Here is a 23105-nt window from a genome sequence, read left to right as displayed (position 1 = left end):
CTTGCCTGTTCTGCCGGGTGGTGGACGGGAGCGAGGTCGCCGACGTGGTGCTCGACGAACCGGAGGCGGTGGCCTTCCTCGACCACCGGCCGGTGTTCTGGGGCCACGTGCTGCTGGTGCCCCGCGGCCATCACGAGACGCTGGCCGACCTGCCAGGCGAACTGGTCGGGCCGCTGTTCACGACGGCCCAGCGGCTGGCCCGGGCCGTGGAGGCGGGGCTGGGGGCCGACGGCACGTTCGTGGCCATGAACAACCGGGTCAGCCAGAGCGTGCCCCACCTCCACGTCCACGTGGTGCCCAGGCGCCGCAAGGACGGGCTGCGGGGCTTCTTCTGGCCCCGCCAGCGTTACCCGTCCGACGCCGACCGCCAGGCCACGGCGGCCGCCATCCGGGCCGCGCTCACCGGTCGGTGACCAAGCGGCGCAGGCTGTGCTTCCACTCCTCGGACAGGGGGGCGAGGGCCAGCAGGCGGGCGAAGCGAGGATCGGACGGGCCGGCCAGGCGGGCCTCGTGGGCGTCGAGCACGGTCAGGCCCTCGGGGTGGCGTTCGGCCGCCACCAGAGGGCCGGCCACCGGCACCCGCCCGGGGGCCAGTACCCGCAGGTACCAGCCCGTGCGGCCGCTGGCCCGGAACCGGGCCGGCAGGCCCGGGTCGCCCCGGTGCATGCCCAGCTTGTAACACGGCCAGCGGGGCTGGCACACCTCAAGCACGGCGTCCCCCCAGCCCCACAGGTCGCCTATGCCCACGTCGACCTCGGTCCAGCCTGCGGTGGTGAGGTTCTCCCCGAAGGCGGCCGGTCCCAGGTCCTGGCCCAGGTCGGCCGACCAGTGGGCCAGGTGCTCGGACGGGTAGGCGTAGACGGCCTTGTCCTCCCCGCCGTGGACCTCGAGGTCGGCTTGGCCGTCGCCTTCGAGGTTCACCCAGTCGAGCTCGAGCCACTCGGCCGCCACCGGCTCCTTGGCGATGCCGCTGGTGACCGGCTGGCCTCGGTGCAGGCCCAAGAAGGCGGGCCGGGCCACGTTGACCGACACCAGCCCGACGATGCCGGGGACAGCCGGGCCCGGAGCAACGGGGCGGGGCACCCCGGGGCTCACGGGGAGCCCGTCTCCAGAAGGCGGGCGAAGGCCTCCTCGTCGATCACCGCCACGCCCAGCTCCTCGGCCTTGCGTAGCTTGGCCGCCCCCGGCTCCGCCCCCACCACCACGTAGTCGGTCTTCTTGGACACGCTGCCGGGCGAGGCCCCGCCCCGGGCCTTGACGGCTTCCACCGCCCCGTCGCGCGACCACCCGGCCAGCGTGCCGGTGACGACCACGACCTTGCCGGCCAGCGTCTGGGCCTCGGTGGGCTCGGCCCGCCCGCCTGTGAAGTTCACCCCCGCGGCCCGCAGCTTCTCGACCACCTGGCGGTTGCGGTCGAGGTCGAAGAAGGCCCGCAGGCTGGCCGCGATCTTGGGCCCGATCCCGTCCACCGCGGCCAGCTCCTGCTCGGACGCGGCCAGCACGGCGTCGAGGTGCCCGAAGGCGTCCGACAGCCGCTCCGCCCCCGTCGAGCCCAGCATGGGCACCTGGAGGGCGAACAGCAGGTTGGCCAGCGGGCGCGCTCTTGACGCCTCGACGGCCCCCAGGAGGTTGCGCACCGACACCTCGGCGAAGCCTTCGAGCCCGGACAGGTCCTCGGCCCTGAGGGAGTAGACGTCGGCCGGGTCTCCCAGCAGGCCGGCGTCGATGAGCTGCTGTACCCGCTGCTCGCCCAGGCCCTCGATGTCCATGGCGCCCCGGGAGGCGAAGTGCTCGATGCGCCGGGCCCGCTGGGCCGGGCACTCGGCGTTGATGCAGAAGGTGGCGGCCTCGCCCTCGCGGCGCACGAGCGGTCCCCCGCACGCCGGGCAGTGGCTGGGGAACGTCCACTCGGGGAGGCCCTCGGGCCTCTTGGACAGCACCGGCCCCACCACCTCGGGGATCACGTCGCCCGCCTTGCGGACGAACACGGTGTCGCCGGGGCGCACGTCTTTGAGGCGGACCTGGTCCTGGTTGTGCAGGCTGGCCACCCTCACCGTCGACCCGCTCACCCGCACGGGGTCGAGCTCGGCGAAGGGCGTGGCCTTGCCGCTGGGCCCGATCGAGACCGAGATGGCCCGCAACACGGTGGTGGCCTCCTCGGGCGGGAACTTGTAAGCGATGGCCCACCGGGGCGACTTCGACGTGGCCCCCAGCTCGTCGCGCTGGGCCAGGTCGTCGACCTTGACGACCACACCGTCGATCTCGTAGTCGATGTCGTGGCGCCGGGCCAGCCAACCGTGGCAGAACTCGTCCACCGCCTCCAGCGAACCCACCGTGCGGACCTCGGGGTTCACGGGCAGGCCGGCCGCGGCCAGGAACTCCAGGGTCTCGGAGTGGCGCCGGAAGGCGGGCCCGCCGTCGGCGTGCCCCAACTGGTAGGTGAAAAAGCGCAGGTCACGGCTAGCCGTCACCCGGGGGTCCTTCTGGCGCAGCGAACCCCCGGCCGCGTTGCGGGGGTTGGCGAACAGCCGGCCCCCAGCCTCCATCTGGCGGCGGTTGAGCTCCTCGAAGGCGGACACCGGCAGGTAGACCTCGCCCCGCACCTCCATCACGGCGGGGAGCCGGCGGCCCCCGGCCGGGGGCACCAGCCGCTCGGGGACACCGGCGATGGTGCGCACGTTGGCCGTCACGTCGTCGCCCACCACCCCGTTGCCCCTGGTCGCGGCGCGCACGAACCGCCCGTCCTCGTAGAGCAGGGACAGGGCGATGCCGTCGATCTTCAGTTCGCACACGTAGTCGACCTCGCCGGAGATGAACCGCTCCATGCGCTTGCCCCAGGCCGACAGCTCGGCGAAATCGACCACGTTGTCGAGCGACATCATCGGGCGCCGGTGGCGCACGGGGGCGAACGCCCCGGTGGGCGCCTCCCCCACCCGCTGGGTCGGCGAGGTCGGGGACGCCACCTCGGGGTGGGCCGCCTCCAGGGCGGCCAGCTCCCGCACCAGCTCGTCGTACTCGGTGTCGGACACCTCGGGGTCGTCGAGCCGGTAATAACGGTCGTTGTGGTACTCGATCAGCGCCCGCAACTCCTCGACCCGGCTGGCGGCCGCAGGGTCGTCGGTGTGGCTGGACTGGTCGGGGGGGTCGGGCACCGTAGGCGACGTTACCGGGGAGCCCCGGCGCCGGCCGGCGCAGCCGTGCGGCGGGGGCGCAGCCCCCGAGCCAACCAGGCGCTTGGCCAGCGCCTGCCCGACGGCGCGAGCGCCAGCGAGCCCGGCGGGGATGGGGGAGCACGGCGCAGCCGTGCGGCGGGGGCGCAGCCCCCGAGCCAACTCGTTCACTTCTACGCTGGGGAGGTGAGCGAACAGGCCGCCGCCGCCCCCGTGCCCGCCCGCCGGTTGGCGGTGCGGGCCGACCTGGTCGTGCCGTGGGTGGTACGGCTGCTGTGGGTGGCCATGCCGTTCACGGCCGGTCCCGTGCTGGGTGACGCCCTGGCCGGGGCCAGCCGCCCGGTGCAGCTCGTGGCCTCGTCCGGCCTCTGGCTGGGGTGGTCGGCGGCCATGGTGGCCACGGCCGTGGCCCTGCCCGTCTCGCTGACCGTCCTGCGCACCCTGGCCCCGGCGGCGACGGTGCTGACCCTGGCGGCCGCGGCCGGGGGCCACCCCTCGGCGCTGGCCGTGGGCTGGTCTGTGGTCACCTTGGGCTGGGCCTTCGCCCCGGCCATGGGGGCGCTGTGCGTCAACGGGCCGGCCTACCCCAACGAGCGCCGCTTCCCCCTGCGCCCGCCCGGCGCCCTACTGGCCGGGCCCCTGGTGCTGGCCTGGTCGCTGGCCCTCGCGGGTGTGGCCGCCGGCCCCCTGCTGCTGGCTGCCCGCCAGTGGGTGCTGGGGGCGGTGCTCACGGCTGTGGGCCTGCCCCTGGCCTATGTGCTGTTGAGGGCCACCCACGACCTGTCCCGGCGGTGGCTGGTGCTGGTGCCTGCCGGCCTGGTGGTCCACGACCCGCTGACCATCGTCGACCCCATCCTGCTGCCCCGCCGCCTGCTGGCCCGCATCGGCCCGGCCCTGGCCGGCACCGACGCCCGCGACCTCACCCAGAAGGCCCCCGGCCTGGCCCTGCAGATCGACCTGCAGGAGGACGTCGAGCTGGCCCTGGTCCGCCCCGCCCGCCGCCTGGGCGAGGCCGTCAAGGTCCGCCATATGCTCGTCACCCCCACCCGGCCCGGCGCTTTCCTGGAAGCCGCCCGCGCCCGCCGCCTCCCCGTGCGCTAGCCCCGTGCCCGCTGCTGCAATTGAGTAAAACTGAACCTCTCCGGTACATTCTTACTCACATCCGCTTATCTCGTACGGCCACAGCACCGCCCAAGACCTCGTCGCCGGAGTAGAAGACGACGCTCTGGCCGGGGGCGACCCGCCGCTGGGGCTGGTCGAACACGACCGTCGGCCCGTCGGTGCGGGCCGGCACGGGACGGCCGTGGGCGCTGCACTGCACCTCCAGGGGCTGGTCGGGGGCCGGCGGCCGGCCGGCGACCCACACCGGGGCGGCCACCGCCACCCGGTCGACCATCAGGTCGGCCAGGCCACCGGCGGTGACCGTCCCCGCCCCCGGGTCGACGGACAGGGCGAACCGCCGCTCTCCCCCGCCGGTGCCCAAGCCCCGGCGCTGGCCGACGGTGACCAGTTCGACGGCGTCGACCCGGCCCACCTGGCGGCCGGCGGCGTCGACCACCCGGCCCGGCGTCAGGGGGATGCGGCCGGCCAGCAACGAGGCCCGGCCACCCGAGGTCGTGACGAAGCACACGTCCTGGCTGTCGGGCTTGTCGGCCGTGCGCAGCCCCAAGGCCCGGGCACGGGCGCGGACCTCGTCCTTGGTCAGCTCACCTACGGGGAAGCGACACCGCGCCAGTTCCTCCTGGCCCAGCACGTAGAGAACGTAGGACTGGTCCTTGGCCCCGTCGGCCCCCCGCAGCAGGTGGTGGTCGCCGGACCGGTCCGTGCGCCGCCGGGCGTGGTGACCGGTGGCCACCGCGTCGAAGCCCAGTTGACGGGCCCGGGCCAAGAGCTTGCCGAACTTGAGGTGGCGGTTGCACTCGATGCACGGGTTAGGAGTGAGGCCGGCGGCGTGGGCCTGGGTGTAGGGGCCCACGACCCGGGCCTCGAACTCGTCGGTGAAGCCGAACACCCAGTGGTCGATCCCCAACTGCTGCGCCACCCGGCGGGCGTCCTCGATCTCGTTGACCGAGCAGCACCCGCTGTCGCCCGGGTTGTCCCACAGCTTGAGGGTGACCCCGACCACCTCGTGGCCGCCCTCCACCAGCAGGGCGGCCGCCACCGACGAGTCCACCCCGCCCGACATGGCGGCCAGCACCCGGGCCACGGCCGGCTCAGGCCTCCCGCAGGCGGGCCACGGCCGCGGGGACGGCCTCCAGGGCCAGGGCGATCTCGGCCTCGGTGGTACCCGGGCCCAGCGAGAGGCGCAGGGCGCCCAGCCCCCGCTCCCGGGGCACGCCCATGGCCGACAGGACATGGGACGGCTCGACCGCCCCGCTGGTGCACGCCGAACCGGCCGAGGCGCACACCCCGGCCCCGTCGAGCAGCATCAGCAACGCCTCGGACTCGACCCCCTCGAAGGTGAGGTGGCAGTTGCCGGCCACCTTGCGGGACCGGTCACCTGTCTCCTGCGCCCCCTCCACGGCGGCCAGGAGCCCGTCGGCCAGCCGGTCGCGCAGGGCCGCCACCCGGGCCACCGTGCGCTCGCGCTCGGCCACCACCGCGGCCATGGCTGCGGCCATGGCCACGATCCCGGCCACGTTGTGGGTGCCGCTCCGCAGGCCCCGCTCCTGCCCGCCACCGACGATGAGCGGCTCCAGCCGGGCCCGGCCCCGCACGACCAGGGCCCCCACCCCCTTGGGCCCGCCGAACTTGTGGGCGCTCACGGCCACCAGGTCGGCGGCCGCCGCCAGGGCGGCCACGTCGAGCCACTGGAAGGCCTGGACGGCGTCGGTCATGACCAGCGCGCCGGGTGCCTGCTCGGCCACGACGGCGGCCACCTCGACCAGGGGCTGGACCGTCCCTACCTCGTTGTTGGCCAGCATGACGGCCACCACCGAGGTGGACGGGCCCACCAGTCTGGGCAGGGCGTCGAGGTCGACGACCCCGTCGGGGCCCACGGGGACGACCTGGCCGCCCAGGGCCTTGGCGGCATTCTCGGCGGAATGCAGGACGGCATGGTGCTCCACTGCGCTCCACAGGACCGGTCCCGGCCGGGCGGCCACCGCCCCGGTGATGGCCAGGTTGTCCGCTTCGGTCCCCCCGGCGGTGAACACGACCTCGCCGGGCCGAGCCCCCAGGGCCTCGGCCACCACCTCGCGGGCCTCCTCCAGGGCCTTCTTGGCCTGGCGGGACACGGCGTGGGAGCCCGAGGGGTTGCCGTAGTTCTCGGTCAGCAACGCCAGCATGGCCTCGACGGCCTCGGGGCGCATCGGCGTGGTGGCGGCGTGGTCGAGATAGGCCGGCATGGTGCCTGTCCAGGCTAGGGCCCCGGGCGCCGTTGTCGCGACAGGCCACGACCGCGCGCTGGGGCGAGAGGCAAGAACGACCGGTGATGCCGGGGGCCCCGGTACGATCCGGGGGCGATGAGCCGGCTCGACCAGTCCCAGGCGCCCTACTTCGAGGCCCTCCGGCGCTACGTCGCCGTACCCCGGGCCGCCTTCCACACGCCGGGTCACATCCACGGCCGGGGCGCCCACCCCGACTTCGTGGAGGCCTTCGGGGCCGCCGCCCTGGCCCTGGACGTCAGCCCCGGGCTGGGCAACCTCGACGGCATGGCCGGGTCGGCCCTCGAACACGCCGAGGCCCTGGCCGCCGACGCCTACGGCGCCGACCGTTCGTGGTTCCTGGTCAACGGTTCGTCGGCCGGCAACCAGATCATGGTCACCGCCGTGTGCCACCCCGGCGACGTGATCCTCACGTCCCGCAACACCCACAAGTCGATCATCGCCGCCCTGGTGTTCGCCGGGGCCCGGCCCGTCTACCTGGCCCCCGAGCTCGACCCCGAGAGCCACATCGCCCACGGGGTGACCCCGGCCACGGTGGCCGCCGGCCTCGACCGCCACCCCGAGGCCCGGGCCGTGCTGATCGTCTCCCCCACCTACTACGGGGCGTGCTCCGACGTGGCCGGCATCGCCGAGGTGGCCCACGCCCACGGGGCCCCCCTCCTGGTCGACGAGGCCTGGGGGCCCCACTTCCCCTTCCATCCCGACCTGCCCACGGGCTCGCTGGCGGCGGGCGCCGACGCGGCCGTCACCGGCGTCCACAAGCTGCTGGGGGCGTTCCTGCAGGCGTCGGTCCTCCACGTGCGGGGCGACCTCGTCGACCACGACCGCTTCGACGTGGTCAGCAAGATGGTGCTGAGCACCAGCCCGTCGTCGATGCTGCGGGCCTCGCTCGACATCGCCCGCATGCAGATGGCCACCGACGGCCAGCGCCTGCTGAGCCGGGTCATCGAGCTGGCCAACGAGGCCCGCCTGGCCATCGGCGCCCACGAGCGGCTGTCGTGCCTCGACAAGGGGCTCATCGGCCAGCACGGGGTGACCGGGTTCGACCCCACCCGGCTGTGCGTGAACGTCTCGGCCACGGGCCACACGGGCTACGAGGTCGAGCGCCTGCTGGCCGCCGAGAACGTGACCATGGAGCTGTCGGACTTCGCCAACGTGCTGGCCAACATCACCATCGGCCACCGCTGGGAGGACCTCGAACGGTTCGTCACCTCCATCACCGCCATCGCCGACCGCCTGCCCCCGGCCGGCCTCGACCCTCGGGGTTTCGTCGACTTCGCCCTCGGGCACATCCCCGAGCAGGTCCTGAGCCCGGCCGAGGCCTTCCACGCCCGCCAGGAACGGGTCCCCCTGCTCCAGGCCGCGGGCCGGGTCTCGGCCGAGCTGGCCGCCACCTACCCGCCGGGCATCCCCGTGGTCGTCCCCGGCGAGCAGCTCACCGAGGCCCTGGTCGACTACCTGGCCACCCAGGTGGCCGCCGGGTGCCGGATCGTCGGCCCCCAGGACCCCAGGCTGGAGACGATCCGGGTGGTCTGCGAGTAATTGCGGGTTCGGTAGTAGTTCGTTCGCTTCCGTCGCGGCCCGCCGACCGCCATGCTTTGCGCACCTGGCGTAACCGGAGGCCCGAATGTCCGACCTTGGAACTGTCCCGCGCATCGACGAGCTGGTCGACACCGACCGCTACCCCCTGGGTGAGGCCGGCAGCCGGTTCCACGACCGGTTCACGGCCGACGGCTATGTGCGCCTCGACGGTTTCCTGAGCCCGGCCGGCGTGAAGATGCTGGTGGAGGAAGTCGACCGGCTGCGCAAGCTGTCGGTCCGCCGGGAGTTCGCCATGGCCGAGATGGAAGGTTCGCCAAGGCGCATGAGCACCATCGGGGGCGAGGTCCTGGCCGAGGAGTCGGCCATGATCGCCGGTCTGTACGGGAGCGAGCACATGTTCGGCTTCCTGTCGGCCGTGCTGGGCGAGCCCCTGTTCCCGGTGGCCGACCCCGTCGAGCGCCACGTGCTCAACTTCCTCCACGAGTCGGGCGACACCCACGGAGCCCACTTCGACGACCACGCGGTGGCCATCATCCTGTTCCTGGAGACCCCCCCGCCGGGCCGCGGCGGCCTGCTGGAGTACCTGCCCAACGCCGCCCGCCTGTCCGACCTCGGGTCCGAGGGGACGCGCTGGGCCGAGCACTACGTGGGCGACGCCTACGTCCTGCGCAGCGACACCACCGCCCACCGGGTCACCCCTCTCACCGGCCCCGGCCGGCGCACGGCCATGAACTTCGCCTACGCCACGGCGGCCACCGCCGACCTGCGCTCCCCCTCGGCTGCCATCCTCTACTCCCGCGAGTAGCGCCTAGCCTCGGGGGCGATGGCCTACGACTACGACGAGGGCCGTGCCGCCGCCTATGACCGGGCCCATGCCGAACGGTTCGCCGAGGCCCCGGCCGTAGCCTCGGCGCTGGCCGCCCTGGTGCCCGGCGCAGGCCGGCGGGTGCTCGAACTAGGCGTGGGGACGGGCCGCCTGGCCCTGCCCCTGGCCGAGCGGGGGTTCGAGGTCACCGGCATCGACAGCTCCGAGGCCATGGTCGCCCGCCTGCTGGCCAAACCCGGTGGTGACCGGCTGGGGCTGGTGATCGGGGACTTCGGCGACGTGGCCAAGCTCGTCCACGGCCAGTTCGACCTGGTCTTCGTGGCCTTCAATACCCTGTTCGAACTGGCCGACCAGCAGGCCCAGGTCGCCTGCTTCGCCGGGGTGGCCGAGCGCCTGGGCCCCGGGGGGGTGTTCGTGGTCGAGGCCGTGGCCCCCGACCTGACCCGGCTGGACCAGACGGTGACAGCCGTGGCCGCCGGGGCGGACCGGACCGTCCTGCAGGCCACCCGCCACGACCCGGCCACCCAGCAGGTCACCGGGGCCGACGTGTCCTTCGCCCCCGACGGGGCCGTCTCGGTGTCGCCGTGGTCGATCCGCTACGCGTCGGTGGCCGAGCTCGACCTCATGGCCCGGCTGGCCGGCCTGCGCCTGGTCGAGCGGTGGGGCGGCTGGCACCGCCAGCCGTTCACGGCCGCCAGCGCGGTCCATGTCTCGGTCTACGGCCGCCCGTGACCACCGTCAAGGTCTCGGTCGTCATCGACCGTCCCCCGGCCCACGTGTGGGAGGAACTGCGCGACATCGCGGCCCACGTCAACTGGATGGCCGACGCCGAAGCCATCACGTTCACCTCGGCCGTGCGCGAGGGCGTGGGCACGACCTTCGACTGCGTGACCAAACTGGGGCCGCTGCGGGTCACCGACAAGATGGTCGTGACCGAGTGGAAGGACGGCGAGTCGATAGCCGTCCGCCACGAGGGCATCGTCACCGGGGTGGGGCGGTTCACGCTCAAGCGCAAGCGGGGCGACGTCACCCAGTTCACATGGGAGGAGCGGCTCATGTTCCCGCCCAGGATGGGCGGGGCGGTGGGCGCGGCCGTCGCCGCCCCCATCTTCAGACGGGTCTGGCGCAAGAACCTGGCCAACCTCAAGGCGGTGGTCGAAGGCCCGGGCGACCCTCCCCCACCGCCGGCCGCACCCCACCCGTGGTCACCCGGATAGGCCGGCGCTCACCTCGGCACGGGGCTCACCACGGCTTGTACCTCCCGAGCCGGGAACCCTTCGATGCGCCCCTCGGTCCTACGGTCAGTCAGCACCCCACTGTTCGGGCCAAACGACCAGCGGGCTACCCAGCGCTGGGTGACCACGATGTCGTAGGTCCCCGACCAGATGTAGTCGTGGGTGATCTCCCCGTCGGGCCACGGCCTTCCCTCAACCGAATGAGGCCCCGACGACTCGCCGTCGCCCCAGTCCACGTAGATCCGAATCGAATCACCGGCTCGAGGGCATGGGTAGGAAGAGGGGTTTGCGGGCTACACACGATCAGCGCAGCTACAGCTGCCACAATACTTAGCTTCCGGAACACGGATCTGTTCGTGGTGGCTCGAACCCAAGCTGGTAGCCTTCGTAGTGATACGCCCATCCGACGCGGTTATACCGATGAGGGTCCCGCAACAGGTCAAGAGGCCGAATGGCCACCCATTGTGGCTTTCCGTTCAGCTCAGTGGAGGTAATCATCTGGGAATAATCACGATTGATCCGAGCATAGATACAGTCTGGCGCTGCAGAGAGCACGGCCTCCAACACGGTCAGCTGCTGACCAGTAATTGGCAAGTGCCCCGGAAGCCCACGGGCCAAGCCGCGCGAGATGGAGTCGAGGCGATTATTCAGCAGTAGCTCAGTCCCGTATATAGCCTTGAGACGGTCCGCGGCTTCACGGGGAAGGGAGCGGGTCTCGACCACCAGTCGGGTGACATCGCTCATCACGGCGTCGAGACCAGTGAGGATGCGCGAGACGTAGGCCTCGTCGATCAGGTCGGGGATTGCGTAGGGGTCGGTGGTGGTGGTCGTGGACTGAGGAGGCTCGGTGCGCACGGTCGGGGACGGGTTGGCCAACGTGGCGCCCTGTCGGTCGCAGCCCGCGAGGGTGGCGCCGACCAAGGCTACGACGAGGATCCCGCCTACGCCGCGAACCGTACGGTGCCGCCTCCGCCACTGCACGGGCTAGATGATGTCATACCCTTTCACGCGTGGCGACAGCCGATCAGCCCGCCCCCAGCCAGAGGACGCTTAGGGGTTCGAGGTCGAGGGCGACGGAGTGGTCGAAGCCGTGCCAGGGGATGGGCTCGGCCCAGACCTCGCCGCCCGACGGCCGGTGGGACCAGCCGCCGAACTCCGTCCGGCTGGTGTCGAGCAGCTCGCGCCAGCGGCCGTCCCGGGGCACGCCCACCCGGTAGCTGCCCTGGCGGGTGCCCGACAGGTTGGCGATGCAGGCCACCTCGCCTGCGCCGGCGGCGTCACGGCGGACGAACGAGAGCACGTTCTGGTCGGCGTCGCTGGCGTCGACCCAGCTGAAGCCGGCGCCGTCGAAGTCGACTTGCCACAGGGCGGGCTCGTCGCGCTGGAGCTCGTTGAGGCGCCGCACCAGGGCCTGCACCCCGGCGTGCTCGGGGTAGTCGAGCAGGTGCCAGTCGAGGCTGCGGTCGTGGTCCCACTCCGCGCTCTGGGCCAGCTCCCCCCCCATGAAGAGGAGCTGGCGGCCGGGGTGGGCCCACATCCAGGCCAGCAGGGCCCGCAGGTTGGCGAACTTCTCGCCCCGCTCGCCGGGCATCTTGCCCAGCAGTGAGCCCTTGCCGTGGACGACCTCGTCGTGGGACAGGGGCAGCACGAAGTTCTCGGTGAACGCGTAGAGAAGCCCGAACGTGAGCCGGTCGTGGTGGTAGCGCCGGTGGACGGGCTGCTTGGAGAAGTAGTCGAGGGTGTCGTGCATCCAGCCCATGTTCCACTTGAAACCGAAGCCCAGCCCGCCGAGGTAGGTCGGGCGGGACACGGCCGGCCACGCCGTCGACTCCTCGGCGGCCGTGAGCACGCCCGGGTAGCGCCCGTAGAGCACCTCGTTGACCTCCCGCAGGAAGTCGACGGCCTCCAGGTTCTCCCGCCCGCCGAAGCGGTTGGGCACCCACTCACCGGCCTCCCGGGAGTAGTCGAGGTAGAGCATGGACGCCACGGCGTCGACCCGCAGGCCGTCGATGTGGTACTCCTCGACCCAGTAGAGGGCGTTGGCCAGCAGGAAGTTGCGCACCTCGTGGCGCCCGAAGTTGAACACCAGGGTCCCCCAGTCCTTCTGCTCGCCCTGGCGGGGGTCCTCGTGCTCGTAGAGGGCGGTCCCGTCGAAGCGGGCCAGGGCGAACCGGTCCTTGGGGAAGTGGGCCGGCACCCAGTCGACGATCACCCCGATGCCCCGGGCGTGGAAGGCGTCGACCAGCGCCCGGAAGTCGTCGGGCGTGCCGAACCGTGACGTCGGCGCGTAATACGACGTGACCTGGTAGCCCCACGAACCCGAGAACGGGTGCTCGGCCACGGGCATGAGCTCGACGTGGGTGAACCCCATGTCGGCCACGTAGCCGGGAAGCTGCTGGGCCAGCTCGCGGTAGGTCAGGGGCCGGTCGCCGTCCTCGGGCACCCGTCGCCACGAGGCCAGGTGGACCTCGTAGACCGACAGGCGCTTGTCGATCGCGGCCGTGGCCTCCCGCTCGGCCAGCCAGCCGTCGTCGCCCCAGGCGTACTCGGGCGTCCACACGACCGAGGCCGTGGCCGGGGGCTCTTCGGTGGCGAAGGCGAACGGGTCGGCCCGCAGCCCCAGCGAGCCGTCGGCCCCCACGACCTCGTACTTGTAGCGGGCGCCCCGCCCTACCCCGGGGACGAAGAGCTCCCACACGCCCGAGGAACCCATGGACCGCATGGGCTGGAGGCGGCCGTCCCACCGGTTCCAGTCGCCCACTACCCGCACGCTGCGCGCCCCCGGTGCCCAGACGGCGAACGACGTGCCGTCGACCCCCTGGTGGCGGCGCACGTGGGCGCCTATGACCGACCACAGGTGCTCGTGGCGGCCCTCGCCGAAGAGGTGGAGGTCGAGGTCGCCCAGCGTCGGCCAGAACCGGTAGCAGTCGTCGTCGAGCCACCGGGCCCCGTCGGGGTAGCGGGCCTCGACCTGGTAGTCGACCGTCCCCGGGGCCACCGGGGCCTCGAAGAGGCCGGCCTCGTCCACCAGGTCCATGGCCACCCGGCCCCCGTCGGCCAGGACCAGCTCGGCGGCCACGGCGTCGGGCCGCCACACCCGGACAGTCCCACCGTGGGGCCCCAGCAGCCGGTGGGGGTCGGTGTGCAGCCCGGCCAGCAACCGGTCGAGCTCGGCCCGGTCCGGAGAGGCCACGGCCCCCCCGGCGGCGGTACCTCCGGTCGCCGGCCCGGGCCCGGCCGCCGAGTCGCGGGCGGCCCTGCTCTGGTGGCCCGCGGGCGGGGCCATCAGCCGGCCCCCAGGCGGGCCAGGGCGGCCAGCGGGATGGGTGACCACTCGGGCCGGTGGCCTTCCTCGTAGGCCAGCTCGTAGACGGCCTTCTCCAGCTCAAAGGCGGCCAGCACCGTCTCGGTGGCCGCCGGGTCGGGGAGCAGGCCACCACCGGCCGCCGACCTCACGTAGCCGTCGAGGAAGGCCTTGCGATTGCGGGCCTCCCAGGCGGCCGCCAGCTCGGTCTGGTCGTCCTCGCGGTCGAGGGTGGCCACCGAGGAGGCGTAGTGGAGCGACCGCAGCATGCCGGCCACGTCCCGCAGGGGCGACCAGCGGCGGCGGCGCTCCTGGGGCGGGCGGTCGGGCTCGCCCTCGAAGTCGAGCACGAACCACCCGGCGTCGGTGCGCAAGACCTGGCTGAGGTGGTAGTCGCCGTGGACCCGCAGAGCCGGCCCCACGTCGCCCACGTGGCTGAGCGAGATCAGCACCCGCATGGCCGCCGCCCGGTCGAACTCGGGGTGATCGACGGCGTCGACCTGGGCGGCGATGGCCTCGGCCCACGCCCGGCCGTCGCCCTGCTCGGGCCCGAAGGCCTCGGCCAGCGCCACGTGCATGTCGGCCGTTATGGTGCCCAGGCGGCGGGCCTCGGCCGCGAAGTCCCCGCCCGCCTCGGCCGGGTCGACGGGGGCGAAGGGCGGTGCCATGTCGTCGGTGATGATGGGCACGGGCTGGGTGTCGCCTACCCCGAACAGGTCCCTCAGCGAGGTCAGGGCCAGCGCCCAGCCGTCGACGCCCCCACCCAGGAACGGCTGGAGCACGGCCAGGTCGTAGCGGTCCCCGGCGGCCGTACGGGTAAGGGTGGCCTGGGGGGCGGCCACGTGCTCGAAGCCGGCGGTGGCCAGGGCCTCGGTCATCTCGATGTCGAGGTTCGGCCCGGGGTGCAGGCGCCGGAAGAGCTTGAGGATCACCCGCTCGTCGTAGATCAGCGAGCTGTTGGACTGCTCGGCCCCGACGGGCCTCACCCGGTCCGCCCCCTCGCCCCCGGGGTCGACCACGGCCAGCAGGGCCAGGCCCAGTTCGGAGTCGAGCACGGCGTCGTAGGCCAGCCGGGCCCCGTCCCGGGTGCCCACGTCGCCGATGACGGCCTCGTCGCGGCCCCGCAGGAAGTCGGGCTGCTCGCCCGGCGACCGCAGCCCCACCGGGACCTGGTAGACGGCCCCGTCCGCCGCCACCAGCGTGTCGACCAGCGTGGGGGGCCCATGGTCGAGGACCTCGGTGTGCACCACCGCCACGGCCGACGGCTGCGACGACCCGGCGTACCACCGCTGGCGGGGCAGGAACCCCCGTAGTGCCTGTTCCAGGCCGCCGAGCTCGGCCCGGTCGGCGCTCACTGGTCCACCAACTGGAACCAGTAGAAGTCGTGGCCGCCCAGGGTGAGCAGGTAAGGCAGCTCCCCGATCCGGGGAAAGGGGACCCGGCCCACCAGCTCCACCGGCGTCCGGCCCTCGAACCGGCTCAGGAACAGCTCGACCGGCTGCGCGAAGCGGCTCAGGTTGTTGACGCACAGGATGGTTTCTTCCCCGTGCTGGCGAATGAATGCAAGGATCGACGGGTTCTCGGCTTCGAGCATCTCGAAGCTGCCCAACCCGAAGGTGTCGTTGTGGCGTTTTCGCACCTGCATGGCCCGTTGTATCCATTGCAGGAACGAACTGGGGTTTCGCATCTGGGCCTCCACGTTGACGGCCTGGAACCCGTAGACCGGGTCCATGAGGGGCGGCAGGTAGAGCCGGGCGAAGTCGGCCTTGCTGAACCCGGCATTGCGGTCGGGAGTCCATTGCATCGGCGTACGCACGCCGTCGCGGTCGTGAAGGTAGATGTTGTCGCCCATGCCGATCTCGTCCCCGTAGTAGAGGATCGGGCTGCCGGGCAGGCTGAACAGCAGCCCGTGGAGCAGTTCGGCCAGGTTGCGGTTGCCGTCTACGAGGGGGGCCAAGCGCCGGCTGATGCCTATGTTGCGCTTCATCAGCGGGTCCTTGGCGTACTCGGCGTACATGTAGTCGCGCTCCTCGTCGGTGACCATCTCCAGGGTCAGCTCGTCGTGGTTGCGCAGGAAGATGCCCCACTGGCACCCGGGGGGGATCTCGGGCGTGCGGGCCAGGATCTCGGTGATCGGGTAGCGCTGCTCCCGCCGCACCGCCATGTACATGCGGGGCATGAGCGGGAAGTGGAACGCCATGTGGCACTCGTCGTCGTCGCCGAAGTAGTCGACGACGTCCGCCGGCCACTGGTTGGCTTCGGCCAGTAGCACCTTGCCGGGGTGGGTGGCGTCGACCTCCTTGCGCAGGCGCTTGAGGTAATCGTGGGTCTCGGGCAGGTTCTCGCCATTGGTGCCGTCGCGCTCGATCAGGTAGGGGACGGCGTCGAGGCGGAAGCCGTCGAGCCCGATGTCGAGCCAGAACCGCACCACGTCGAGCATGGCCTGGCGCACGTCGGGGTTGTCGTAGTTGAGGTCGGGCTGGTGGCTGAAGAACCGGTGCCAGTAGTACTGCTGGCGCTGGGGGTCCCAGGCCCAGTTCGACCTCTCGGTGTCCACGAAGATGATCCGGGCGTCGGAGTAGCGCTGGTCGTCGTCGTCCCACACGTACCAGTCGGCCTTGGGGTTGGTGCGGTCCTGGCGGGACTCCAAGAACCAGGGGTGCTGGTCGCTGGTGTGGTTCATCACGAGGTCGGAGATGACCCGGATGCCCCGGCGGTGGGCCTGCTCGACCAGCTCCACGGCGTCGGCCAAGTCGCCGTACTCGGGCAGCACCGAGTAGAAGTCGCTGATGTCGTAGCCGCCGTCGCGCAGCGGCGAGCGGTAGAAGGGCAGCAGCCAGATGCAGTCGATGCCCAGCCAGCTCAGGTAGTCGAGCTTCTCGGTGATGCCCCGCAGGTCGCCGGTGCCGTCGTTGTTGGCGTCGTAGAACCCCCGTACCAGTACCTCGTAGAAGACGGCCTTCTTGTACCAGTGGGCCTCGGGCGACTGGTCGAGGATCGGGTGGCCGGTGGTACCTCCGGTCGGCACCTCCATCGTGCTCACGGGGCGGAGCGCAGGTGCAGGACATGGGCCGGCTGGCGGGTCGGGTGCAGGAACACGTAGGGCGAGCGGCCCTGCCACGTGTAGGTCGCGCCTGTCAGCTCGTCGTAGGCGAAGAACGGCTTGTCGGCCGGCATGCCCAGCTCGTCCAAGTCGAGCCACAGCGTGTCGGACTGCGGGTTGTAAGGGTCGAGGTTCACCACCACCAGCACGACGTCGCTGCGGTCGGAGGTGCGCTTGGAGTAGGCCAGCACCTGGTCGTTGGACGAGTGGTGGAACCAGATGGTGCGTAGCTGGGCGAACGCCGGGTGGCGACGGCGGATGTCGTTGAGCCGGCCCACCAGGGGGGCGAGCGAGCCTGGCTGGCCCCAGTCGCGGGAGCGGAGCTGGTACTTCTCGGAGTTGAGGTACTCCTCGTTCGCCTCCGACGCGGGCTCGTTCTCGTAGAGCTCGTAGCCGCCGTAGATCCCGTAGGACGGGACCATCGTGGCCGCCAGCACGAGGCGCAGGGCGAAGGCCGACGGTGGCCCGTTGCGCAGCGGCCCCGAGAGGATGTCGGGGGTGTTGGGCCAGAAGTTGGGCCGCATGTAGTCCGCCTTGGGGCCGGTGCAGATCTCCTCCAGGTACTCCTGGAGCTCCCACTTGTCGGTGCGCCACGTGAAGTAGGTGTAGCTCTGGCTGAAGCCCACCTCGGCCAGCTTGGCCATCATCTTGGGCCGGGTGAACGCCTCGGCCAGGAACACCAGGTCGGGGTGGTCGGCCTGGAGGGCGGGGATCATCCACTCCCAGAAGGCGAGCGGTTTGGTGTGGGGGTTGTCGACCCGGAAGATCCTGACCCCGTGGCCCACCCAGAACTCGACGACCTCCTTGCACGCCTGCCACAGGGCGGCCCGGTCGGCCTCGGCAGCCGGCCAGAAGTTGATCGGGTAGATGTCCTGGTACTTCTTGGGCGGGTTCTCGGCGTAGCGCACGGAGCCGTCGGGCCGGCGGTGGAACCACTCGGGGTGCGCGGCCACCCACGGGTGGTCGGGCGAGCACTGAAGGGCGTAGTCGAGGGCCACCTCCATACCCAGGTCGCGAGCGGCGGCCACGAAGGCGTCGAAGTCCTCGAAGGTCCCCAGGTCGGGGTGCAGGGCGGTGTGGCCCCCCTCGGGGCCGCCGATGGCCCAAGGGCTGCCGGGGTCGTCGGGGCCGGCCTCCAGGGTGTTGTTGGGGCCCTTGCGGAAGCTGCGCCCGATGGGGTGGACGGGTGGCAGGTAGACGACGTCGAAGCCCATCTCGGCGATGGCCGGGAGGCGCTGGTCGGCGGCCGCCCGCAGGCCGCCCTCGGAACGGGGGAACATCTCGTACCACGCGCCGAACAGGGCGCGCTCCCGGTCCACCCACAGGCCGTACACACGGCTGGCCGTGAAGTCGAGGGGGTCGGGGACGAGGGACAGGGCCGCGGTCAGGGCGGGGTCGAGGGCCGCGACCAGCCGCTCGTCGAGGGACCGTGCCTCGTCGCCCACGGCGGCGGCCGCCTCCTCGAAGGCGGCCCGGTCGGGCTCGGGCAGGTGGCCGGCCCGCTCGAGGAGCAGCAGCCGGCCCTCCTCGAGCTCGAGCTCGACAGCTTGGCCGGCCTCGTGCTTGACCTCGACGTCGTGCTGCCAAGTGGCGACCCGGTCGGTCCACGCCTCGACCACCATCTCGTGGGCGCCGAGCTGGGACGGTTCGATCACCGCCTCCCAGCGATCGTTGACCGATTCCTCCATTGCCACGTCTCGCCACTTGGGGTCGCCGGCCGGCCTCCACCGGCAACGGCCGGCTAGGCGGTCATGGCCGTCGCGAAAGATGTCGGCCGAGACCCGCACGGCCTCGCCGATCACAGCCTTGGCCGGATGGGCGGCCTCGGGCGTGCGGGGCCTGAAGTCGTCGATCACGATGCGCCCGATCATCGGTACGCACCACCCAACTCGTGTACCAAACGCGCCAGGACCGGGGCGCTTCGTACACCGGTTCGCCGTCGGAGGCAGCCGGACACGACAGAACACCCTACCCGCGCCGCTCGCCTCCCCAACCGTCGGGGGCCCGACCGGGCACAACCGGCCGGCCTGTGCCAGTGTTACGGCCATCTTTGACTAGGAGGCTCCGCGCGATGTCCGCCCGCCCTGAAGCGCCGAACCCTTCGTCGCTGCCCGGCACCAACCCCTCGGCCACCCTCCGCGTCGCCCTAGCGCTCGCAGTCGCGGCGCTCGTCCTCACCGGCTGCCGCGACAAGTCGGCCCCCGACACCGTCGTGCCCGCCGGCTTCGTGGCCGTCCGCGATGCCGATGCCGGGTTCGCCATGGGCGTGCCCGCCGAGTGGCTCCAGATCCCGCTCCCCCGCAACCTCGATGTCTTCAACGAGGAGTCCCGCAAGCTGCTGGCCGTCAACACCGACCTGCTCCCGGCCATCAACCAGGCCCGCCAGGTCCTCCAGTACGGCGGCAAGCTCATGGCCGTCAGCGCCGACGGCCGGTCTCGGGTCAACCTCACCATCGACAAGGCCCAGGAGAAGGACCTGGAGGAGATCGCCCGGCTGGCCGTACCCCTGCTCGAGGAGGGCGGGGCAACCAACGTCCGCCAGGAACCGGGGACGACGGGGGCCGGGCCCGCTCTCAAGCTGACCTTCAACTATCCCCTCCCGGCCCGGGGGGACACGGTGGAGATCGCCGACGAGGTGCAGTACTACGTGCTGCACAAGGGCAACTCGGTGGTCATCACTGTCATCAACGGCTCGGCCGAGCTGGCCCAGACGATCGCCGACACCCTGCGGCTGCGCTGACCCGGCCTTAACCATCGCTGAACGGCGGTGGGGCCCGGCCTGGGTGCCGGGCCGGTGGTGGGGGTACGGTGCGTGCCGCCATGCGTGCCCTCAAGACGTTCACCGTCCGCCCCCGGCTGCCGGAGGCCATCGCCGCGCTCGCCCATCTGGCCCTCAACCTGCGCTGGTCGTGGGACGAGCCCACGCGTGACTTGTTCCGCTGGGTCGACCCCGACGCCTGGGAAGCCACGGGCCACGACCCGGTGGCCGTGCTCAACACCGCCTCGCGGGCGCGGCTGGAGCAACTGGCCGCCGACCCGCCCTTCTTGACGTTCCTGCGGGAGGTCGAGGACGACCTCGCTCGCCAGCTCGGCAGCGACATGTGGTTCCACCGCCGCAACAGCGACCTGCGGTCGGTGGCCTACTTCTCGCCCGAGTTCGGGATCGCCCGGGCCCTGCCCCAGTACTCCGGGGGCCTGGGCGTCCTGGCCGGTGACCATCTCAAGGCAGCCAGCGGCCTCGGGGTGCCCATCCTCGGCGTGGGCCTGTTCTACCGCGAGGGCTACTTCCGCCAGGAGCTGACCACCGACGGCTGGCAGCAGGAGCGCTACGTCGGCCTCGACCCTCACGCCATGGCGCTGGCGCCCGAGCCCGTCGAGGTGGTGGTCGACCTGGCCGGCACTCCGCTGGCCGCCCGGGTGTGGCGGGCCACCATCGGGCGCGTGCCCCTCTACCTGCTCGACACCGACGTCGAGCACAACGACGATGGCGGGCGGCGGGTCACCGACCGCCTCTACGGCGGCGACGCCGAGCACCGCCTGCGCCAGGAGGTCCTCCTGGGCATGGGGGGGGTGCGCGCCCTGCGGGCACTGGGCCACGACCCCCACGTCTTTCACACCAACGAGGGCCACGCCGGCTTCCTCGGGCTCGAGCGCATCGGCCAGGCCATGCGCGACGACGGGCTCACGTTCCCCGAGGCCATCGAGGCCGTCCGGGCGGGGACGGTGTTCACCACCCACACCCCGGTGTCGGCTGGCATCGACCGCTTCCCCCGCCACCTCATGGAGCGCTACTTCGGCGGGTGGGCGGCCGAGCACGGCATCGCCTTCGACGACCTGATGGCGCTGGGCCAGGCCCCCCACGAGCCGAGCGACGCGTCGTTCAACATGGCCATGATGGGCTTCCGCCTGGCCGCCTGGTCCAACGGTGTGTCCAAGCTGCACGGGCAGGTCAGCCGGCGCATCTTCTCCAGCCTGTGGCCCGGGGTGCCCGAGGGGGAGGTGCCGATCACCTCGATCACCAACGGCGTCCACCCTCGCACCTGGGTCTCGGCCGAGATGCAGGACCTGTTCAACCGCAACGTCCTGCCCGAGTGGTACGAGGCCGGAGTCGACCGCTGGGCGCGCATCGAGCGGGTCAGCGACGTGGAGCTGTGGCAGGCCCGCGCTCGGGGACGGGAACGCCTGGTGGAGTTCGTGCGGCGCCGCCTGAGGGAGTCGGGGCTGGGCAAGGGGCTCACCGAAGGCGACCTGGCCTGGACCGACGAGGTGTTCGACCCCGAGCACCTCACCATCGGGTTCTCGCGAAGGTTCGCCTCCTACAAGCGGGCCACTCTCCTGCTGTCGCAGCCCGAGCGGCTCACCGAGCTCCTGCTGTCGGCCGACCGGCCCATCCAGATCGTCTTCGCGGGCAAGGCCCACCCGGCCGACGACCTGGGCAAGGAGATCATCCGCCAGATAGTGCAGTTCGCCCGCCAACCCCACCTGCGCCACCGGGTGGCCTTCTTGGAGGACTACGACATCGACGTGGCCCGCACCCTCTACCAGGGCAGCGACGTGTGGCTGAACACGCCCCGCCGGCCGCTGGAGGCATGCGGGACCTCGGGCGAGAAGGCAGCCCTCAACGGCGCCCTCAACTGCTCGGTCCTCGACGGCTGGTGGGACGAGTGCTACAACCCCGAGATCGGCTGGGCCATCGGGTCGGCCGAGCACCAGCCCGACCTCCACCTGCGAGACCAGATCGAGGCCAACAGCCTGTTCGACCTGCTCGAACGCCAGATCGTCCCCCTGTTCTACGACCGCCCACCGGGCCGCCCGCCCAGTGGCTGGCTCCAGCGGGTGCGGACCTCGCTCAAGGCCCTGGGACCCTTCGTGCCTGCCAGCCGCATGGTCAAGGACTACGTCGAACAGCTCTACGAGCCGGCCGGGGCGCGGGCCGCGGCCCTCAACGACGGCAACCACGACCGGGCCAAGGCCCTGGCCGCCTGGAAGCAGCGGGTGACGGCCGGCTGGGACGAGGTCAAGCTGACTGTCGGCGAACCCGACGACGGTGTGACCGACCTCGGCCGGGAGCGCACGGTAACGGCCTCTCTCGAACTGGGGCCCCTGTCACCGTTCGACGTGACCGTCGAGCTGGTGCACGGCCCCGTGGGCCTCAACGACGAGCTGGCGCCCGCCGGGGTCGTCACCATGGTCGCGGGCTCGAACGGCATCGGCGAAGGGACATCGACGTACACGGGCACGTTCGTGTGCGAGCGGGCCGGCCGCTACGGGTTCACCGTCCGGGTCGTCCCTTCCCACCCCGACCTGGCCAACCCCGCCGAAGTGGGCCGCGTCACCTGGGCCTGACCCCGTTCACGGGAACAGGCGGGCGGCGGCCGACAGCGGGTCGAGCCGGCGGGCCGCGACCTCGTCCATGACCTCCGTGAACGGCCGGCCCTCGCACCGCTCCCAGGCAGCCCGGGCACCGTCCTGTTCGACGAGGCGGCGGACCTCGGCCTCCAGCCGCGACCGCCGGCGAGCGGCCAACCGGCCGTCGGCCGCCAGGTAGGCCCGGTGGCGGGCCAGAGCGTCCCACAGCTCGTCGGTGCCTTGGCCGGTGGTGGCCACGGTGCGCACCACCGGGGGGCGCCACGGCGGCGGCTCAGGGGCCAGGTCGAGGGCCAGCTCGAGGTCGCGCACCGTCTCGTCGGCCCCGGGGCGGTCCGCCTTGTTCACCACCAGCACGTCGGCGACCTCCAACAGGCCCGCCTTGACGGCCTGCACGGCGTCGCCCCAGCCAGGGTTGACCACGACCACGGTGGTATCGGCCGCCTGGGCGACATCGACCTCCACCTGGCCGGCCCCGACGGTCTCGACGACCACCCAGGGCCAGCCGGCGGCGTCGAGCACCCGGACGGCCCCCAGGGTGGCCCGGGCCAGCCCGCCCGACTGCCCCCGGGTGGCCATCGACCGGATGAACACGCCGGGGTCGGTGGCGTGGGCTTGCATGCGCAGCCGGTCGCCCAAGATGGCGCCGCCCGAGAGCGGGGACGACGGGTCGACGGCCACCACGGCTACCGTCTGGCCCGAGGCCCGCACGAGGGCCACGACCCTGTCGACCAGGCTCGACTTGCCGGCGCCCGGCGGCCCGGTCACCCCCACCACCCAGGCCCGGCCCGAGGGCCCGAAGGTGGCCGCGGCCACGGCCGTCTCGGCCGGGCCGCCCCGCTCGACCAGCGAGATCAAGCGGCCCGCGGCCCGCGCCTCACCCCTCGACGCGGCGTCGAGGAGGGCGGCGGCGGGCAGCTCAGTAGTCGAAGGCGGGCTCCAGGCCCACGGCGTTGACCTCGGTGACGCCCTCGACCCGGTCCTTGAGGATGCGCTCGATGCCCGCCTTGAGGGTCATGGTCGAGGCCGGGCAGCCCACGCACGCCCCCACCAGCTCGATCTCGACGACGCCAGTGGCCTCGTCGACCCCGACCAGGCTGACGTCGCCGCCGTCCATCTGCAGGGCGGGGCGGATGGCCTCGATGGCCGCCTCCAGCTCGGCCCGCATACCG

20 protein-coding genes are annotated in these 23105 nt (G+C 72.3%); 8 read left to right on the top strand and 12 right to left on the bottom strand.

Annotated elements, in window-relative coordinates; all coding sequences use genetic code 11:
• Positions 1–5: 5 nt before the first annotated feature.
• A complete protein-coding gene (locus tag AB1673_10715; GenBank protein MEW6154444.1) occupies positions 6–413 on the top strand; it encodes an HIT family protein in 408 nt (135 codons plus the stop codon).
• Here AB1673_10715 and AB1673_10710 read toward each other — a convergent pair.
• Entirely contained in the window at positions 400–1095 is a 696-nt protein-coding gene (locus AB1673_10710; GenBank protein ID MEW6154443.1) for an MOSC domain-containing protein, read from the bottom strand. The two genes, AB1673_10715 and AB1673_10710, sit on opposite strands and share 14 nt — an antisense overlap.
• Complete coding sequence (gene ligA, locus AB1673_10705) at positions 1092–3152, bottom strand: NAD-dependent DNA ligase LigA (protein ID MEW6154442.1); 2061 nt, start codon at positions 3150–3152, stop codon at positions 1092–1094. The genes AB1673_10710 and ligA overlap by 4 nt, the downstream gene beginning before the upstream one ends.
• Positions 3153–3356: 204 nt before the next feature.
• On the opposite strand from ligA, the gene AB1673_10700 reads away from it, so the two are divergent.
• Positions 3357–4271: a hypothetical protein gene (locus AB1673_10700; GenBank protein MEW6154441.1), complete on the top strand. Its 915-nt coding sequence runs from the start codon at positions 3357–3359 to the stop codon at positions 4269–4271.
• A 55-nt stretch (positions 4272–4326) separates the two neighbouring features.
• On the opposite strand, the gene mnmA is transcribed toward AB1673_10700, so the two are convergent.
• Together mnmA and AB1673_10690 are read right to left on the bottom strand one after the other, a co-directional pair.
• Complete coding sequence (mnmA, locus tag AB1673_10695) at positions 4327–5376, bottom strand: tRNA 2-thiouridine(34) synthase MnmA (protein MEW6154440.1); 1050 nt, start codon at positions 5374–5376, stop codon at positions 4327–4329.
• Between the two features lie 7 nt (positions 5377–5383).
• A complete protein-coding gene (locus AB1673_10690; GenBank protein ID MEW6154439.1) occupies positions 5384–6517 on the bottom strand; it encodes a cysteine desulfurase family protein in 1134 nt (377 codons plus the stop codon).
• 117 nt (positions 6518–6634) lie between these two features.
• Between AB1673_10690 and AB1673_10685 the strand changes: the two genes are divergently transcribed.
• From AB1673_10685 to AB1673_10670, 4 genes are all read left to right on the top strand, one after another.
• Positions 6635–8098 (top strand): aminotransferase class V-fold PLP-dependent enzyme, encoded by a 1464-nt coding sequence (locus AB1673_10685; GenBank protein MEW6154438.1) that lies wholly within the window; start codon positions 6635–6637, stop codon positions 8096–8098.
• Positions 8099–8183: 85 nt separating this feature from the next.
• Positions 8184–8903, top strand: coding sequence for a hypothetical protein (locus AB1673_10680; protein ID MEW6154437.1), 720 nt, complete (start codon positions 8184–8186; stop codon positions 8901–8903).
• An 18-nt stretch (positions 8904–8921) separates the two neighbouring features.
• On the top strand, positions 8922–9656 hold the full coding sequence (locus tag AB1673_10675) for a class I SAM-dependent methyltransferase (protein ID MEW6154436.1): 735 nt from the start codon (positions 8922–8924) through the stop codon (positions 9654–9656).
• The gene (locus AB1673_10670) at positions 9653–10141 is read left to right on the top strand and encodes an SRPBCC family protein (protein ID MEW6154435.1); all 489 of its coding nucleotides are present in this window, start codon (positions 9653–9655) and stop codon (positions 10139–10141) included. Before AB1673_10675 ends, AB1673_10670 begins: the two co-directional genes overlap by 4 nt.
• Positions 10142–10149: 8 nt before the next feature.
• Here the strand turns inward: AB1673_10670 and AB1673_10665 are convergent, their stop codons facing one another.
• The 6 genes from AB1673_10665 to AB1673_10640 all read right to left on the bottom strand — a co-directional run bounded on the left by AB1673_10665 (position 10150) and on the right by AB1673_10640 (position 18437).
• Positions 10150–10395, bottom strand: coding sequence for a hypothetical protein (locus AB1673_10665; protein ID MEW6154434.1), 246 nt, complete (start codon positions 10393–10395; stop codon positions 10150–10152).
• Between the two features lie 94 nt (positions 10396–10489).
• Positions 10490–11035: a hypothetical protein gene (locus AB1673_10660; GenBank protein ID MEW6154433.1), complete on the bottom strand. Its 546-nt coding sequence runs from the start codon at positions 11033–11035 to the stop codon at positions 10490–10492.
• 148 nt (positions 11036–11183) lie between these two features.
• Complete coding sequence (glgB, locus tag AB1673_10655; protein MEW6154432.1) at positions 11184–13445, bottom strand: 1,4-alpha-glucan branching protein GlgB; 2262 nt, start codon at positions 13443–13445, stop codon at positions 11184–11186.
• Positions 13445–14818, bottom strand: a complete 1374-nt coding sequence (locus AB1673_10650) for an aminoglycoside phosphotransferase (protein MEW6154431.1) — start codon at positions 14816–14818, stop codon at positions 13445–13447. The genes glgB and AB1673_10650 overlap by 1 nt, the downstream gene beginning before the upstream one ends.
• Positions 14815–16497 (bottom strand): maltose alpha-D-glucosyltransferase, encoded by a 1683-nt coding sequence (gene treS, locus AB1673_10645; GenBank protein MEW6154430.1) that lies wholly within the window; start codon positions 16495–16497, stop codon positions 14815–14817. Before treS ends, AB1673_10650 begins: the two co-directional genes overlap by 4 nt.
• 5 nt (positions 16498–16502) lie before the next feature.
• Positions 16503–18437, bottom strand: coding sequence for an alpha-1,4-glucan--maltose-1-phosphate maltosyltransferase (locus tag AB1673_10640; GenBank protein ID MEW6154429.1), 1935 nt, complete (start codon positions 18435–18437; stop codon positions 16503–16505).
• A gap of 200 nt (positions 18438–18637) precedes the next feature.
• Between AB1673_10640 and AB1673_10635 the strand changes: the two genes are divergently transcribed.
• Both AB1673_10635 and glgP read left to right on the top strand, forming a co-directional pair.
• Positions 18638–19306 carry a hypothetical protein gene (locus tag AB1673_10635; GenBank protein MEW6154428.1) on the top strand — a complete coding sequence of 223 codons (669 nt, stop codon included), beginning with the start codon at positions 18638–18640 and terminating at the stop codon, positions 19304–19306.
• Between the two features lie 80 nt (positions 19307–19386).
• A complete protein-coding gene (gene glgP, locus AB1673_10630) occupies positions 19387–21912 on the top strand; it encodes an alpha-glucan family phosphorylase (protein MEW6154427.1) in 2526 nt (841 codons plus the stop codon).
• A gap of 6 nt (positions 21913–21918) precedes the next feature.
• Here glgP and meaB read toward each other — a convergent pair whose 3' ends face one another.
• Both meaB and AB1673_10620 read right to left on the bottom strand, forming a co-directional pair.
• Positions 21919–22851: a methylmalonyl Co-A mutase-associated GTPase MeaB gene (gene meaB, locus AB1673_10625; GenBank protein MEW6154426.1), complete on the bottom strand. Its 933-nt coding sequence runs from the start codon at positions 22849–22851 to the stop codon at positions 21919–21921.
• Between the two features lies 1 nt (position 22852).
• Complete coding sequence (locus AB1673_10620; GenBank protein MEW6154425.1) at positions 22853–23101, bottom strand: NifU family protein; 249 nt, start codon at positions 23099–23101, stop codon at positions 22853–22855.
• Positions 23102–23105: the final 4 nt, after the last annotated feature.

It is taken from the genome of Actinomycetota bacterium (assembly GCA_040754375.1).
Lineage (GTDB): Bacteria > Actinomycetota > Acidimicrobiia > Acidimicrobiales > AC-14 > JBFMCT01.
The sequence above is the reverse complement of the archived record's forward strand: the minus strand, read 5'-3'. Positions and strand labels throughout refer to the sequence as shown.

What these genes read in the sequence shown, in the direction of transcription:
- AB1673_10690 (MEW6154439.1), bottom strand. Translation starts at nt 6,517, where the DNA reads ATGCCGGCCTATCTCGACCACGCCGCCACCACGCCGATGCGCCCCGAG.
- AB1673_10685 (MEW6154438.1), top strand. Translation starts at nt 6,635, where the DNA reads ATGAGCCGGCTCGACCAGTCCCAGGCGCCCTACTTCGAGGCCCTCCGG.
- AB1673_10680 (MEW6154437.1), top strand. Translation starts at nt 8,184, where the DNA reads ATGTCCGACCTTGGAACTGTCCCGCGCATCGACGAGCTGGTCGACACC.
- AB1673_10675 (MEW6154436.1), top strand. Translation starts at nt 8,922, where the DNA reads ATGGCCTACGACTACGACGAGGGCCGTGCCGCCGCCTATGACCGGGCC.
- glgB (MEW6154432.1), bottom strand. Translation starts at nt 13,445, where the DNA reads ATGGCCCCGCCCGCGGGCCACCAGAGCAGGGCCGCCCGCGACTCGGCG.
- treS (MEW6154430.1), bottom strand. Translation starts at nt 16,497, where the DNA reads ATGGAGGTGCCGACCGGAGGTACCACCGGCCACCCGATCCTCGACCAG.
- AB1673_10640 (MEW6154429.1), bottom strand. Translation starts at nt 18,437, where the DNA reads ATGATCGGGCGCATCGTGATCGACGACTTCAGGCCCCGCACGCCCGAG.
- AB1673_10635 (MEW6154428.1), top strand. Translation starts at nt 18,638, where the DNA reads ATGTCCGCCCGCCCTGAAGCGCCGAACCCTTCGTCGCTGCCCGGCACC.
- glgP (MEW6154427.1), top strand. Translation starts at nt 19,387, where the DNA reads ATGCGTGCCCTCAAGACGTTCACCGTCCGCCCCCGGCTGCCGGAGGCC.
- AB1673_10620 (MEW6154425.1), bottom strand. Translation starts at nt 23,101, where the DNA reads ATGCGGGCCGAGCTGGAGGCGGCCATCGAGGCCATCCGCCCCGCCCTG.